Here is a 15,082-nt window from a genome sequence, read left to right as displayed (position 1 = left end):
AGAGATTTCCAGCCCATTTTTTACTGCAATTCGGCCCCTTTTTCTCTGATCCAGGCACAAAACATGTCTGCCATATCGCGCGCATAAGCCTGAATTTCTGCTGCGCTGCGCGGCGATTCGGAAAAATGCTTGCCGACGTCACCCAGCGTACTGTTGATTAAATCCGCCGCCCGCGCCACCTCAGCCGCGTCCCGCTGCGGCAGCAGCTGTTGCAGAAATTCGCACATCACATTCTCGCCATTGGCGCGCGCGGCCTGCACTTCCGGCGCATCCCGGTAAAGCGGCGCGGCATCATTCAGTGCGGTGCGCATCGCCGCCTCTTCACACTCCGAGTGCAGGAACGCCCAGGTCAGCTGATGCAAGCGCTGACGCGGCGTGGATGTGCTGTCGCGCAGAATCGAACCCAGCAGATCGCCGGTTCGCTGCCACTCTTCGCTCTGCAGGCGGAAAAGGATAGCGGCCTTGTTGGGAAAATACTGGTACAGCGATCCAATACTAACGCCCGCCCGTTCGGCAACGCGGGCAGTGGTAAAGCGCGTGGCACCTTCCTGCTCCAGAACCTGAGTCGCCGCCTGCAAAATAGCCGCCACCAGCTCACTGGATCGCGCCTGCTGCGGCTTTTTTCTTTCAGAAATCTTAGCGTTACGTTGTGCGGCCATCGTCTGCTCCTGAACGCGAATAGTGAAATGCGAGTAATTCATCGTATTCTGTTCCTGACGCAAAATCCATCTTCTGATGCAGGAACCCCGATGATGAACACCCTGACTTCCGCGCCGCTGGCGCCGCTGCTTAACTATCTGTTTGAGCTGGCGGATAACATGGCGCATCCCACCAATGAAGCGTTTCGCGTGATGTCCGATGAAGAGCAAACGCGTCTGCTGCAGAGCAAAACCGATTACCGCGAACTCTACGGTCATTTAAAGGATGTGCCGCTGGCGGTCTCACGGGAAACCGGCAAACTGCTGTATATGCTGGCGCGCAGCAGCCGGGCGCAGCATATCGTTGAGTTTGGTACCTCGTTTGGTCTCTCCACCCTGCACCTGGCGGCGGCGGTGCGCGATAACGGCGGCGGCCGCATCATCACCAGCGAGTTTGAACCGGGCAAAGTGGCGCTGGCGCGCAATCATTTTGCCGATGCTGGCGTCAGTGACCTGATTGAAATTCGCGTGGGCGATGCGCTGGACACGCTCAGTCAGGACCTGCCAGCCAGCGTTGATATGCTGGTGCTGGATGGCGCGAAGGCGATCTATCCGGAGATTTTGCAGCTGGTGCAGCCCTGGTTGCGTCCGGGTGCCCTGATTGTGGCCGATGATGCCGATTTCAGCCCGGAATATCTGGAAATGGTCCACGGCAGCCGCCTCTATACCTCGCTGCCTTTTGCTGATGGCGTCGAAGTTTCAATGTGGCTGGGATCGCCACATAAAGGCGCTTAACAGCGTCACGTTTATGTTATATCGTTACAATCCCGTGCTCTGATTGAGGTTGCTGCGATGAAGGTTACCGTTCCACTGTTAGTGATTGCTTTTGCTTCGGCGAAAGCGGGGGCATTTCAGGCGAAAATCGATCCGTTAAAGCTGGCGCTGAAACCGGCTAACGCGCTCGCCAGCACCGATCAGGCGCAGCCGCTGGCGATTGCCGAAGCGCATGCGCGCCTGGCGGCGGCAGTGAGCGGCTGTCAGTGTCCGTTCTGCACCCAGATGCGGCTGGTGAATACCGGGTTATGATGATAGGTTCGTCGCCGCACAGCCCGCTGCGCGGCGACGCTTCAGTCAAACCATGGCTGAAACGGATCCGGCAACTGTGCCCAGCCGTCTGGCCCCAGCGCCGTCTCCTCATCGGTCAGTAACGCATGGTGCAGCTGCTGACGCAGCACGGTTTCATCCATATCGATACCGATGATCACCAGCTCCTGCCGCGCATCCCCCGTGCCCTCATGCCAGTTTTCGCGGATGTAATGCAGCGTGTCTGCGTCCTGCGGCCAGCGATCTTCAGGCACGCAGGCCCACCACATCCCGGCCAGCCCCTGCCGCGTGACGCCGCCGGCCTGCGACCAGGATCCGGCGTGACGCGGGCGGGTTGCCAGCCAGAAATATCCTTTCGACCGCACCACGCCCTGCATGTGCTGCGTAATCACCTGATAAAAACGCTGCGGATGGAAGGGACGCCGCGCGCGGAAAACAAAGCTGCGGATGCCGTACTCTTCAGTTTCAGGCGTGTGCTCGCCGCGCAACTCTTTCAGCCAGCCGGGGGCCTGTGCCGCAGCATCGAAGTCAAACAGGCCGGTATTCAGTACCTGATCAAGCGCCACCTGACCAAACTGCGCGCGAATAATCCGCGCACGGGGATTGAGCGAGTGCAGAATCGCGGTCAACCGTGCCTGCTCCGCCGCATCAATCAGGTCGGTTTTGTTGAGAATCAGCACATCGCAGAATTCAATCTGATCGATCAGCAAATCGACCACCGTGCGCTCATCCTCCTCGCCGAGCGATTCGCCGCGCGAGCGGACGCTTTCGCTGGAATCATAGTCACGCAGGAAATTGTAGCCATCCACCACGGTCACCATGGTATCCAGCGCCGCCACGGCGGACAGGCTTTGCCCCTCTTCATCGGCAAACGTAAAGGTTTCCGCCACCGGCAGCGGCTCAGAGATGCCGGTCGATTCAATCACCAGATGATCAAAACGCCCCTCTTTCGCCAGCCGGTTGACTTCCAGCAGCAGATCTTCGCGCAGCGTGCAGCAGATGCAGCCGTTGCTCATTTCCACCAGCTTCTCGTCGGTACGTGACAACGCCGCACCGCCCTCGCGCACCAGCGCGGCATCGATATTCACTTCCGACATATCGTTGACGATCACCGCCACGCGGCGGCCTTCGCGGTTGTTGAGAATATGGTTAAGCAAAGTGGTTTTTCCGGCGCCGAGAAAGCCAGAGAGTACGGTGACCGGCAGCCGCCTGAAACCGCCGTTTGTGGATAAAGCTGACATAATCACTCCTGAATAATGACATCACGCGCACCTGAAAGGGCGCCAATATTGATATGTTATAACATATCAATATGCAGTGTCATGATCGTCGTGCATTTTTTGTGGGGATTTTGCCTTTCAGGGAAAGCGAACAGCGGGCCGGGCGCCCGCTGCGGGCAATTACTGGTTGTCCGGATAGCTCAGTTCGATGGCATCGTCCGGCAGTTGAGTGAAGGTTTTCACGAGGGTATGGAAATCCGCCACCGGTTTGAGATCGGCAAACTGCTGTGGATAGAGATCCTTCGCGAGGATTTCCATGCCGATAATGTTGTACGGGTGATTGTAGAAGTGATGATACACCCCGTATACGCGCCCCTGCTTCACCGGCGCGATTTGCGCCAGGCCGGTACGCTGCAATAACGTCTGGAACGTGGCACGTACTTCCTGCGGCTGCACGCCGTAACCAAACGGCAGCACGTTGCTGTTTGGCCGCTTTGAACCGGTCATGATGTAAACGTCCGGTTTCATGGCGATGATTTTTTCCAGCGCGACAAAGCCGGCATTGCCTGGCAGCAGTGCCGAACCAATATTTTTGCCGCCGACCGCTTCTACCAGCCCACCCCAGCCATTATGGCTGTGGGTAAAGCAGCAGTTATCGCTGTTACCGGCAATGGGTTCGATAAATACCGTGGGTTTGTTTTTGACCTTCGCAACGGCTTGGGTGATGCGGTCGAAGCGCTGCTGGTAAAAATCGGTGTAGGCTTTGGCTTCGCTTTCGCGGTTCAGCACTTTGCCCAGCAGCGTGACGCTCGGGGCGGTGTTTTGTGCCGGATGCAGTTCATAATCGACGAACAGCACCGGGATGTGCAGGTTGTTCAGCGTGCTCAGCACGCCGGATTGTTCCAGCGCCGGCTTAGCGCGCAGCTGCGCAATCATCAGATCCGGTTTCTGCGCCAGCACGCTTTCCAGATTAACCTGGCCCTGATCGCTGAAGCCCATATCGACAATTTTTGTCGCTTCAGGCCAGCGGCGCTTCAGCATATCCCAGGTTTGCGTATCCTGCTTTTTCGGCAGATTGTTCCAGGCCACGACGCGTTTAAACGGATTGTCGCGATCGAGCAGCGCCAGCGTCAACACATCGCGGCCATCCTGCAGAATGATGTGCTGCGGTTCTTTGCTGATTGTTTGCGTGTGACCATCCATGTCGGTGACTGTGAGCGGATAGTCAGTCGCGCAGGCTGCGGTTGAGACCAGAATCCCCATTGCCAGTAACAGGCGCGTTTTCATGCCAAAACTCCGTGGTAAAAGAAATAGTTATTATTATCAATTACCTTAACACAACCTTAATCACGGCAAAATAAACCCGACGGCACGCGGTTGTAAGCGAATAATACGGCGCCGGGAGCCCGCCGCATTACGCTGTGGCGAAGCAACGGCTCAGGTGAAATCAGACAATTTCTGCCCAGACGCGATCAGTTCCTGCAGCAGCATCTGTCGGCGTTCCGCCGGAGTATCACGGCTGACCATAAAGCAGATTGCCGCAACCGCCTGGCCGCTGCGCGAGCGAATCGGTGCAGCCATACAGCAGGTAAAGCTTTCGGACAGACCTTCGGTCATGCAGTAACCCAGCTGGCCGGCACGGTGAATCTCTTCGAGGAAGGTCTGCTTGTCGAGAATCTGACCGCTGGCCAGCCGATAATCCTCCTCCGGAATCAGGTCGAGAATGGCGCTGTCCGACCAGTTACTCAGCAGTAAACGACCGGTCGCCGTCCAGGTGATCGGCACGCGCACACCGATATCAGAGGTGATTTTAAACGGATGGGCGTTGCTCTCCGACAGCACCACGGTGTATTTGCTACCTTCCAGCATACACAGCTGCACGGTTTCGCCATGACGCGCCACGATCTCAACCATAAGCTGATGTGCACGACGGATCAGATCATTGTGGGCCATGTAATCCGCACCGTAATAGTGCATTTCACGACCGAAAAACACGGCACCTTCCGCATCAAGCTCAACCAGACCCGCTTCACTCAGCAAACTGACCAGCTCATAAATACTGGAGCGCGGTGCACCGGTCGCTTCGATTAAATCCCGCATCGCCATAGGCTGACGCGCGATATGCAGCTGGCGAAAAATATCAATAACCCGGTCAACACCGCGTGCCCGGGACGTTTTTTCATCCGGCATACGCTCACTCCCCTGTCGTTATGGTGCTACTCATCTGCGTTTAAAAAGAGCTGCATGATACACCCGGCAAACGAAATTACCCATCCCCGCAATAATAAAAATCTTTCCGGCGACTTTATTTATCATGCGCTATTTTCGGGCCCCATTGTGGCGCATAAAAAAGATGGAGCTCGCTGTTAAATTCGATAGCGGTCACATTTCCATTCAAAAAACTCAGGCACTGGATTTTATTTTGCGATCGCACCAGCACGGCAAGAAATTAATTGCCGATTGCCATATTGCAAAAAAACAACAGCTGTGCAAATCTCGTCCTATCCGGTATTGCAGATAGCAGTCTGGTATATCAGACAGAAACGGTAGTATGTAAAGGAGCAGAAAGACATGACGATCAAACGTTATGGCATTGAGGGCGGTACCGGTACCGGCGGGCAAAAATTGCCGTTCGCCCGCGCCGTGGAGGCCGATGGCTGGCTGTATATCTCAGGCCAGACGCCGATGCGCGACGGCGAAGTGGTAGAGGGCGGCATCATCGAACAGACACAGTTAGCGTTCGACAACTGCCTCACCATCATGCGCGAAGCGGGTTATCGCGTGGAGGATGTGGTCCATGTGACGGCGGTGTTGACCGACGCGCGTTATTTCAGTTCTTTCAACAAAGTATTCAGTGAGATATTCAGTGGTCATCCACCGGCACGTATTTGTAGCGTGCAGGATTTAGTGGTCGACTGCAAAGTCGAAGTGGACATGAAATGTTTCCGCGCCGACCGTAAATAAGTAATACCGTTCAACCAGGCTGCGATGTTCATTTTCTTCGCCAACACCAGGCCAGCCTGATATTAATTAACGCATTTGCTTTTTCAAAAAAATAACCCGAAATACGCGGTGCGGCCGCTGCGCTGGCGATCGTCTATTAAACGGGTGATGCGGAATAACGCCGTCTCGTCAAACATTTAAAGAGAGCATAAAGATGAATGCAACATCGCTGAAATTAAGTGCCAAAACCGTGGCCGGTGCGCTGGTCATGCTGGCGATAGCAGGCTGTACGCCGACCGAAGAGAAAAAAGAGGCTGGCGCCGCGCCACAGTCGGCGCTGCAAACCGTGCTGCAGCGCGGCACATTGCGCGTCGGTGACTGCCTGAGCTTCGCACCGTTCGGTTTTTATGACAAAGACGGCAACCCGGATGGTTACGACGTTGACCTGGCGAAAGCGCTGGCCAAAGAGATGGGCGTGAAGCTGGAAATGGTCAACACCACCAGCGCCAACCGCATCCCTAATCTGCAAACCAACAAAGTCGATGTGGTGTTTTGTAACTTCACCCGCAATCTGGAACGCGCCAAAGAGATTGGCTTCACCCATCCGTACGTAGTAGCAAGTGAGGCAATGCTGGTGCGCAAAAACAGCGGCATTCAATCTGCGCATGACATGGCCGGCAAAACCATTGCCACAGTGAAAGGCTCGACCAATGGCGACGAAGTGCGCAACCTCGGCATCGACGTGAAAATTCAGGAGTACGACTCATCCCAGGCGGCGATTCTGGCCGTCAAACAGGGCCAGGCCGATGCGATGATCGAGGATAACAACTTCCTCGCTTACCAGGCGAAGCTCGATCCGTCACTGGCCGTAACTAACGAAGCGCTGGTACCACTGGAGTACAACGCCTTTGGGGTGAAACAGGGCGACCAGGTATGGACCAATTACCTCAACGAATTCCTGTTTGAAATCAACGCATCCGGTGAGAACGCCCAGCTGTATGAGAAATGGTTCGGCAGCAAACCGCGTTATCCGCTGAATCCGCAATACTGATTGTCCGCCCACGGCGCAGTCGCACAGGCTGCGCCGCCTGAAGGAGTCATACCATGAGTTATCAATGGCTAACCCTGTGGCGTTACGCCGACACCTTTCTGGAGGCCGCGTGGCTCACGCTGCAGGTTACCCTGCTGGCGTTCGCGCTGGCGGTGGCGCTCGGTCTGCTGGCCGCGCTGGCGAAATCTTCACCGCTGGCGCCGCTGCGCTGGATCAGCCACTGTTATGTTGAGTTCATCCGCAATACACCGGTGCTGCTGCAAATTTTTATCATCTTTTTTGGCCTGCCGTCGCTCGGTATCACCATGAGCGCCTTTACCGCCGGGGTGCTGGCACTGGGAATTAACGTTGGTGCCTATTTGTCGGAAACATTCCGCGCCGGTATTCAGTCCGTGGCGAAGGGCCAGCTGGAAGCGGCGTATATCCTCGGCATTCCGCGCCACCAGATTTTCCTCAGTGTGGTGCTGCCGCAGGCGGCTCGCGCCGTCTGGCCGGCGATCATTAATAACCTGATTCAGCTGCTGCTCGGTACGTCGCTGCTCTCGGCGATCGCACTGCCGGAGTTGACCGGCACCGCCACGGTGATCAACGCGCGCACTCTGCTTTATATCCAGACCTTCAGTGTCGTTGCCCTGGTGTATCTGGTGCTGAGCAACCTGTTTTCATGGCTTGGCACCGTGGCCGGACGCCGGCTGTTCCACCCGCCGCTGGTGACGCCGGTAAAAAAGTCCGGCTGGCGGTGGGCAAAAAAATGGCTGATTAATCCAGTGAAACGGGAGAATGCGTTATGAGCGAACTTATCATCAGCTCGCTGCCAATCCTGCTGAAAGGGCTGGTCATCACCTTACTGCTGTCCATCGCCGCTATCGCCGGCAGCACCCTGCTCGGTTTACTGGCCGCGGTGCTTCGTACCAGCCGTCTGCCGATCGCCAGAGAGATTGCCGTGCTGTATACCGAGCTGTTTCGCGGCACGCCGGTGCTGATCACACTGATGTTCATTTACTTCGGCGTGGCCTATTTTGGTTATGAAATCAACTTGTTCGCCGCCGGCATTCTGGGCCTGAGCATTTATCAGGGCGCTTACATTGCTGAAGTGTTCCGGGCCGGCATTGAAGCCGTGCCGAAAGGGCAGTGGGAAGTGTCGTGGATCCTCGGATTATCAAAACGCCAGACGTTTCTCAGCGTAGTGTTGCCACAAACGCGCGGCATCGTGCTGCCGCCGCTGGTGGGTCAGTATCTTTCACTGATCAAAGATACGTCAATTGTCAGCATGATCGGCATGTCGGAGCTGATGCACCAGGGGCAGGCGATTGTTGATCGCATTGGCCAGCCGGTGGTGGTTTACGGCATGGTCGCCCTGCTCTACTTCGCTGTCTGCTTTCCGCTTTCCCGTTGGGTTCAACATCATCAAACCAGGAGCCAGTTATCATGAGCAAATCCGCCATTACGCTGAGCCGTATTACCAAATCCTTTGGCGCAACTCAGGTACTGAAAGAGATCAGCCTGGACGTGTCGCCGGGCGAAGTGCTGGTGCTGATTGGCGCCTCCGGCTCGGGAAAAAGTACCGTGCTGCGCATTATGAGTGGTCTGGAAACCGCCGACGGCGGCGAAATCTGGGTCAATGAAGTACCGCTGCACGACCGTAAACGCAGCAGTGAAATTTGCGGCCACGTCGGCATGGTGTTTCAGCAGTTCAACCTGTTCCCGCATAAAACCGCACTCGGCAACGTGACGCTGGCGCTGATTAAAGCGCAGAAGCTGTCCGAAGCGGAAGCGAACAAACGCGGCATGGCGGCGCTGACGCGCGTTGGCCTGGCGGAGCGCGCGCATCACTATCCGGCTCAGCTTTCCGGCGGGCAGCAACAGCGTGTGGCGATTGCCCGCGCGCTGGCGGTCGAGCCGAAAATCATGTTCTTCGATGAAGCCACCTCCGCGCTCGATCCCGAACTGGTTGGTGAAGTGATGGAAGTGATGCGCAGTCTGGCCCGTGAAGGCATGACCATGGTGGTGGTGACGCATGAGATGGGCTTTGCGCGTAAAACCGCCGATCGCGTGGTGTTTATGGACCAGGGGGTGATCGCCGAACAGGGTTCGCCGGAGCAGATTTTTGTTAATCCGCAGAATCCGCGCACCCAGCAGTTTTTGTCGCGCGTGCTTGAGCACTAACAGGAGGCAGGATGTCGATTCACTTCCCTTTGCAGGCCGACGGCGCGCTGGATGCGCTGCAGCCTGCGCCGCGTTTTAAATCCGTGGCCGGAACGGGCAATCAGCCGCTGGCTAACGGCACGCCGGTGTTTAACAGCCCTGAAGTTTTTTCACCGTTGATGCTGATGAAACAATCGGCGCTGGAGAATAACCTGCGGCAACTGGCGGCGTTCTGCCAGGAAAACGGCGTGATGCTGGCCGCGCACGGCAAAACCTCGATGTCGCCGGCAATTCTGCGCCGTGCCGTCAGTGAAGGCGGCGCCTGGGGCCTGAGCGCAGCGACGCCGGCCCAGGTGCGCGCGCTGCGCCAGTTTGGCATCCGCAACGTATTTCTCGCCAATGAACTGGTGGATCCCGCCGGGATCCGCTGGATTGGCCAGTGGCAACAGCAGCATCCCGACCACGGCTTTCTCTGTTATGTGGATTCGCTGCAGGGCGTAAAACTGCTTGAGCAGCATCTTGGCGGCGCACAGATCGCCGTGCTGCTGGAGATGTCGGTCAGCGGCGGCCGCACCGGCTGTCGCTCGCCGCTGACCGCGCTGGAAATCGCCCAGGCAATCCATGACAGCCGCTCGCTGCAGCTGGTGGGGGTGGCCGGTTATGAAGGTGCGCTGGGTGCCGGACGCGATGCCGCAGGCGTGCAGCGGGTGAAAGATTACTGCGAGATGATGATCGCGACCGCCGCGCTGCTGGCTGAACACCAGCTGTTTGCCAGCGGAGAAATTATTCTCAGCGCCGGCGGTGGCGCGTGGTTCGATGTGGTCGCGGCCTGCTTCAGCGCGGCACAGTTGCCGCTGCCGGTCACGCCGCTGATTCGATCAGGTGCGTACATGGCACACGACAGCGGCTTATATGCACGCATTGCCCCCTTTGCGCAGCCGGGTGCAACGCACCATTTCAGCGCCGCACTGGAGATCTGGGGCCGCGTGTTATCGCGTCCGGAGCCGGGGCTGGCCTTTGTCGATTTCGGCCGGCGCGATGTGCCGTTCGATCAGGATCTGCCCAATCCGCTGTGGATTCGTCAGGCGGACGGCAGCGCACCGCGCGCGGCTACGCATTTGCGCATCACCGACGTCAACGATCAGCACGCTTATTTGCAGTTACCGGCGGACGATCCGCTGCAACCGGGCGACTGGATTGGCTGCGGCATTTCTCATCCCTGTACCGCATTTGACAAGTGGCGTTATCTACCGTTGGTGAATGATGACTATTGCGTCACCGATTCACTGGAAACAGCGTTCTGACGCTTTTTCAGCCACAAAAAAGGCTGCCAGTGCTGGCAGCCAGTTCTGGCACATCCCTGTGCGACCATGCGGGTCGGCGTTGTGCCTTCAATGAACACATAATAACACAGCTTATAATTAGCAGGCTAGTTATTTGTTGCCAGCGCCAGCTTCACCGCGTCCTGCGCATGGATTAATGTGGTATCGAACAGCGGCACCGCCGCATCCTCCGCTTTAACCAGCAGCGTGATTTCGGTACAGCCAAGGATAATGGCTTCAGCCCCTTGTGCCACCAGCTGAGCGATGATGTCACGGTACTGCGCGCGTGACTCATCACGAATCACGCCGAGGCACAGCTCCTGATAAATAATGTCGTGCACCGTTTTACGTCCGGGAGCGTCCGGTACCAGCACCTCGATGTCATATTGCTGCTCAAGGCGGCCTTTATAGAATTCCTGCTCCATGGTGAACGCGGTCGCCAGCAGACCGACGCGTTTCACGCCGGCCTGACGAATGCGTTGTGCCGTGGCGTCAGCGATATGCAGCAGCGGAATGCGGGTGGCCGTGGTGATCTGATCGGCGACTTTGTGCATGGTGTTGGTGCACAGCACAATGAAATCCGCCCCGCCCTTCTCCAGGCTACGGGCGGCTTCGGCCAGGATTTCACCGGCCTGCTGCCATTCACCGGCGACCTGCAATTTCTCAATCTGCTGAAAATCGACGCTGTACATCAGGCTGCGCGCCGAGTGCAGTCCGCCCAGCTGCTGCTTTACCTGTTCATTGATGATGCGGTAGTAGAGCGCGGTGGATTCCCAGCTCATGCCGCCAATCAGGCCAATCATTTTCATCAGTTACCGTTCCCCACGGAAATTAGTTCGTCTGGCACTGTACGGTATTCAATGAAGGCATGAAAGCGTCGCGGCGCTGAACCGCATCGCAGGCACAAAAAAGCCCGGGATAACCCGGGCTAAGCACGTTAACGGAGAAAGGGATTGTTATTATTTGTACAGCTCAGCAGTCATGTCCACGCCGTTGTCTGCGCGGGCGCTGGTGATTTTGTAGCTGTCTGCACCACTCGCTTTAGCCTGAGCGGCAACCTGGGCTTCAGCGCTATCCAGGGTGCTGCCGTGAACGGAGATGCTTTCAGCGGCGAAGCTACCGAAAGAGATCATAGAAAGAGCAGCAACAGCAGCGATGGTCAGAGTTTTTACGTTTTTCATGGTCATATTCCTTCAATGTTTGGGTCAGAGCTGAATGCTCTGCATGGGAGTTATAGTAACCATTGTTATTATTAACGACCTAACAAAAAGTGCGATCTTAATCACACTATGTGCGGTTTTGCTATGCCAGCGGCTGCGGCCAGCGCGCGCCAGGAAAGAGCGACAAACGGATATTGAACAGATGAAACAGCGGCGCAAACAGCGCATTTTCCTGCTGCGCCGCCGCCTCCAGCCGTAGCAGCAACACATCAAGCTCATGCAGCAGCGCCGGCGATGGCGTGCTGTCCAGCGTTTTCAGCCGCTGCTTAAGAAACTGACTCAGCTCGTGAAACATGGCCGCGCTTTCTATCTGGTTCGCCAGCAGCAGGTGCCGATGACGGGTGTAATAGTCATAGCAGTTAGCACCGAGCCAGGCTTCCGCAATCAGGTTACCGCCCGCCACCAGTTCCGGTGCCGGATCGACACGTTTACGCGGCAGAATCACGTTTACCCTGTCCAGCGTGCGTGCGACAAATTGCTGCCGCGCCGTCAGCGTGGCGGTGTTCATGCGCAGCGCGGTAATAAACTGCAGCAGATCGCGAATGCCTTTGCGCAGCGCACGCGTGGCCGTCCACGCCGGGCGTTTGTTGCGAATCAGCAGCGTCAGCACCAGCGCAACGGCAATGCCCACCAGCGTGGAGATCATGGCATTCACTATAAGCTGCAAATCGGGTTTGAAATGGTGGCTCATGCCGATCAAACCGGGGATCTGCGTGGCGACGATGAGACCGATCAGGTTGGTGGACGGATTGGCAATCACCAGCCCTAAAGCAAATAATCCCGGCGCGAGGCAAATCACCAGCGCTTCAAACGTCACCGCCTGTGGGATCAGCAGCGTGACGTAAATCAGGCTGATCGCCATGGAGATCAGTACGCCCTTCAGAAACAGCTTCATTGGTGCGATGGGGCTATCCAGCCCGGCGAAGAACGAACACAGCACCGCCGCCATCATCGGCGCGGTTGAACCATCACGCCAGCCGCTGCCAATCCAGAAAAGGCAGCTGGCAAAGGTGGCGATAAAGGCAGTAAAGCACGACAGGAACAGCAGACCTTTATCGACATGCTTGTGCGCGCGTGAGGCCTTGCCCGGTTTCACCGCTGGCGTCCAGTCACTGACGCGCTCGCTGACGCTGTGGTAAGCATCGGCAATACGGACAAAGTTGAGTAACCGTTCCAGCAGACCGATGAGCAAAATGCTCTCTTCACTGTTAAGCCGCCCTGCGCGCCAGGCCTGCTGCAGCTGTTCCTGAGCGTCGGTGAGGCGATCGCGCACCGGCTGCTGCACATCACCGTTCAGCCATTGTAAAAATTGCTGAAAGGCCGTCGCGACATAATCGGGAAAGCGGATCTGCTGCTGTGCCAGCAGATTCAGACGCGATTCAATGGCGGTGAGCGTCGGGATAAGGTACGACAAATGCTGATACTGCACGCTGACCAGCCGCACCAGCCGCCGCGCGGCATCCCCTTCATAAACGCAGTGGGTGATCAGCGTTTCGACGTTAAGCGGATAGTTGGCCATCTGCACCAGAATATCCTCGCGCTCCAGCGATTTTGCCGCAGGCATCGCCGTCATCAGCTCGCTACACAATTTACGCGCGTTCTGATACCACAGCCCGACGCTCTGTTCGAGCAGATGGCGCATCGAAACCGGGAAGATCAGCCGATGCACCAGGCTGCTGCAGACAATCGCCACGGTGATTTCCTCAATGCGGGAAATTACCGTATAGGTAATGGCGCCGGGCGAGGTCACATCGGGAAAGCCCATAATGGCGGCGCTGTAGCCGGCCAGCATAAAGACGTAACTTTTTGGCGTGCGGTCGTGCAGCGAGAGATACAGGCAGACGGCAACCCAGAGTGAAATACACAGGCTGAACAGCATCGGCGACTGGACCGTAGCCGGATAGATCAACAGAGTAAACAGTCCGCCCAGCACGGTGCCAAAAAAACGAAACACCGATTTGGACACCGTCGAAGCAGAATAAAGCTGCGAGGCAACATACACGGTGGTCAGTGACCAGGCGGGTTTGTCCAGGTTGAGTTCCAGCGCAAGATAAAAAGCCAGAAAGGCGGCCAGACAGGTTTTGGCAGAGAACAGTACGGCGCTTCGGGAAAACCACTTCATAGAACGGGAGCAACCTATAGCAGGCAACGTTATCGCTTATCCTGACAGAAGCCTGCGGCGATGACATTTTGATTTGTTATACAAATTATTACCGTGCTAATTATCCGGTTCTCTATGCAACTTGCCCATTACAGTGAATGCTGATGCAGGCTGGAATTAGAGTTATAAGCGATATTAAAAAGTTATTTATTGGTTATATAACAACTTTGCCAGGATGGAGGAAAAACCACGAGAGACGTCCCATGAAAGCACAACGTTTTGCCCTGAGCGCACTGGCACTCAGCTTCGGCCTGCTCGCAACGCACGCCTTCGCCGCCAACCCGGAAACCGTCACCATCGGCTATCAGAAAGCCAACATTTTTGCGCTGCTGAAATATCGCGGCACGCTGGATGAGACCTTCAAAAAAGAGGGTATTGCGGTGCGCTGGGTGGAATTCCCCGCCGGTCCGCAAATGCTGGAGGGGCTGAACGTGGGCAGTATCGATCTGGCCGCCACCGGCGATGCGCCACCCGCCTTCGCGCAGGCGGCAAAAGCCGATCTGATTTATCTCGGACATTCACCCGCTAACCCCAAAACCGAAGCTATCGTAGTACCGAAAGACTCACCCATCAAAAGCGTGGCCGATCTCAAAGGCAAACGCGTTGGCCTGAACAAGGGTTCAGACGTCAATTATCTGCTGGTGAAAGCGCTGGAAGATGCCGGGCTGAACTATAAAGATGTCACGCCGGTTTACCTGCCGCCGGCCGATGCGCGCGCCGCCTTCCAGAAGGGCGCAATCGATGCCTGGGTGATCTGGGATCCCTACCTGGCTGAGGTCGAAGCCAACGCCGGCGCGCGTGAAGTGCGCAACGCCGGAGGTCTGGTGCCGCACTACACCTTCTATCTTGCCAGCCGCCCGTTTGCTGAAAACCACCCGCAAACGGCTAAGCAGGTGGTTGACGAGTTGAGCAAGCTGAGCGACTGGGCCAATCAGCATCAGGATGAAGCCGCCGCGATTCTGGCGAAATCTACCGGTCTGGATAAATCCATCTGGCAGACCACGCTGCAACGCCTGCCTTATGGCGCGTCACGCATGTCACCGCAGGTGTTTGCGGAACAGCAGGCGCTGGCGGACACCTTCACCCGCGTCGGCCTGCTGCCGGTGAAAGTCGATGTGCGCAGCGCGACCTGGTCGCTGGATAAGAAATAAACCCTTTAAGCTCTGGCGATTAAGCGCCTGACCTGAAGCGGAGTAAACCTGTTTTCCACGGCCGGACGGTAAGTTACTGCATCCTGCGGGAAAACGTATCGCCCTCCGCTTAACCTTTCACAAGGAG

The 15,082-nt window shown here is 56.7% G+C and carries 16 protein-coding genes; 9 read left to right on the top strand and 7 right to left on the bottom strand.

What is annotated here, in order from left to right:
- Nucleotides 1-20: 20 nt before the first annotated feature.
- Nucleotides 21-659 carry a TetR family transcriptional regulator gene (locus C1Y43_RS07535; protein ID WP_104187797.1) on the bottom strand — a complete coding sequence of 213 codons (639 nt, stop codon included), beginning with the start codon at nt 657-659 and terminating at the stop codon, nt 21-23.
- Between the two features lie 93 nt (nt 660-752).
- Between C1Y43_RS07535 and C1Y43_RS07530 the strand changes: the two genes are divergently transcribed.
- Both C1Y43_RS07530 and C1Y43_RS07525 read left to right on the top strand, forming a co-directional pair.
- Nucleotides 753-1,433: an O-methyltransferase gene (locus tag C1Y43_RS07530; protein WP_031279936.1), complete on the top strand. Its 681-nt coding sequence runs from the start codon at nt 753-755 to the stop codon at nt 1,431-1,433.
- A 57-nt stretch (nt 1,434-1,490) separates the two neighbouring features.
- On the top strand, nt 1,491-1,724 hold the full coding sequence (locus C1Y43_RS07525; RefSeq protein ID WP_058775550.1) for a hypothetical protein: 234 nt from the start codon (nt 1,491-1,493) through the stop codon (nt 1,722-1,724).
- Between the two features lie 41 nt (nt 1,725-1,765).
- On the opposite strand, the gene zigA is transcribed toward C1Y43_RS07525, so the two are convergent.
- From zigA to C1Y43_RS07510, 3 genes are all read right to left on the bottom strand, one after another.
- Nucleotides 1,766-2,983, bottom strand: a complete 1,218-nt coding sequence (gene zigA, locus C1Y43_RS07520; RefSeq protein WP_104187717.1) for a zinc metallochaperone GTPase ZigA — start codon at nt 2,981-2,983, stop codon at nt 1,766-1,768.
- A gap of 159 nt (nt 2,984-3,142) precedes the next feature.
- Nucleotides 3,143-4,249 (bottom strand): ABC transporter substrate-binding protein, encoded by a 1,107-nt coding sequence (locus C1Y43_RS07515; RefSeq protein WP_021508746.1) that lies wholly within the window; start codon nt 4,247-4,249, stop codon nt 3,143-3,145.
- 150 nt (nt 4,250-4,399) lie between these two features.
- Nucleotides 4,400-5,152 (bottom strand): IclR family transcriptional regulator, encoded by a 753-nt coding sequence (locus C1Y43_RS07510; protein WP_104187715.1) that lies wholly within the window; start codon nt 5,150-5,152, stop codon nt 4,400-4,402.
- A gap of 381 nt (nt 5,153-5,533) precedes the next feature.
- On the opposite strand from C1Y43_RS07510, the gene C1Y43_RS07505 reads away from it, so the two are divergent.
- From C1Y43_RS07505 to C1Y43_RS07480, 6 genes are all read left to right on the top strand, one after another.
- Nucleotides 5,534-5,926, top strand: coding sequence for a RidA family protein (locus tag C1Y43_RS07505; RefSeq protein WP_021508748.1), 393 nt, complete (start codon nt 5,534-5,536; stop codon nt 5,924-5,926).
- A 193-nt stretch (nt 5,927-6,119) separates the two neighbouring features.
- Entirely contained in the window at nt 6,120-6,956 is an 837-nt protein-coding gene (locus C1Y43_RS07500) for a transporter substrate-binding domain-containing protein (protein ID WP_104187713.1), read from the top strand.
- A 53-nt stretch (nt 6,957-7,009) separates the two neighbouring features.
- Entirely contained in the window at nt 7,010-7,747 is a 738-nt protein-coding gene (locus C1Y43_RS07495; RefSeq protein WP_021508750.1) for an amino acid ABC transporter permease, read from the top strand.
- Entirely contained in the window at nt 7,744-8,388 is a 645-nt protein-coding gene (locus C1Y43_RS07490; protein WP_104187711.1) for an amino acid ABC transporter permease, read from the top strand. The genes C1Y43_RS07495 and C1Y43_RS07490 overlap by 4 nt, the downstream gene beginning before the upstream one ends.
- Complete coding sequence (locus C1Y43_RS07485; RefSeq protein ID WP_021508752.1) at nt 8,385-9,122, top strand: amino acid ABC transporter ATP-binding protein; 738 nt, start codon at nt 8,385-8,387, stop codon at nt 9,120-9,122. The genes C1Y43_RS07490 and C1Y43_RS07485 overlap by 4 nt, the downstream gene beginning before the upstream one ends.
- Before the next feature lie 11 nt (nt 9,123-9,133).
- Nucleotides 9,134-10,405, top strand: a complete 1,272-nt coding sequence (locus tag C1Y43_RS07480; RefSeq protein WP_104187710.1) for an alanine racemase — start codon at nt 9,134-9,136, stop codon at nt 10,403-10,405.
- A 125-nt stretch (nt 10,406-10,530) separates the two neighbouring features.
- On the opposite strand, the gene C1Y43_RS07475 is transcribed toward C1Y43_RS07480, so the two are convergent.
- From C1Y43_RS07475 to C1Y43_RS07465, 3 genes are all read right to left on the bottom strand, one after another.
- Entirely contained in the window at nt 10,531-11,232 is a 702-nt protein-coding gene (locus C1Y43_RS07475; protein ID WP_104187708.1) for an aspartate/glutamate racemase family protein, read from the bottom strand.
- A 150-nt stretch (nt 11,233-11,382) separates the two neighbouring features.
- Nucleotides 11,383-11,604, bottom strand: coding sequence for a YdgH/BhsA/McbA-like domain containing protein (locus C1Y43_RS07470; protein WP_010615756.1), 222 nt, complete (start codon nt 11,602-11,604; stop codon nt 11,383-11,385).
- 121 nt (nt 11,605-11,725) lie between these two features.
- Nucleotides 11,726-13,765 (bottom strand): FUSC family protein, encoded by a 2,040-nt coding sequence (locus tag C1Y43_RS07465; RefSeq protein ID WP_104187707.1) that lies wholly within the window; start codon nt 13,763-13,765, stop codon nt 11,726-11,728.
- Between the two features lie 242 nt (nt 13,766-14,007).
- Between C1Y43_RS07465 and C1Y43_RS07460 the strand changes: the two genes are divergently transcribed.
- Nucleotides 14,008-14,955 carry a sulfonate ABC transporter substrate-binding protein gene (locus C1Y43_RS07460; RefSeq protein WP_104187705.1) on the top strand — a complete coding sequence of 316 codons (948 nt, stop codon included), beginning with the start codon at nt 14,008-14,010 and terminating at the stop codon, nt 14,953-14,955.
- Nucleotides 14,956-15,082: the final 127 nt, after the last annotated feature.

The sequence above is a fragment of the Pantoea sp. ICBG 828 genome, from assembly GCF_002928355.1.
Lineage (GTDB): Bacteria > Pseudomonadota > Gammaproteobacteria > Enterobacterales > Enterobacteriaceae > Pantoea > Pantoea dispersa.
This window is presented reverse-complemented; position numbering and strand designations above follow the sequence as displayed.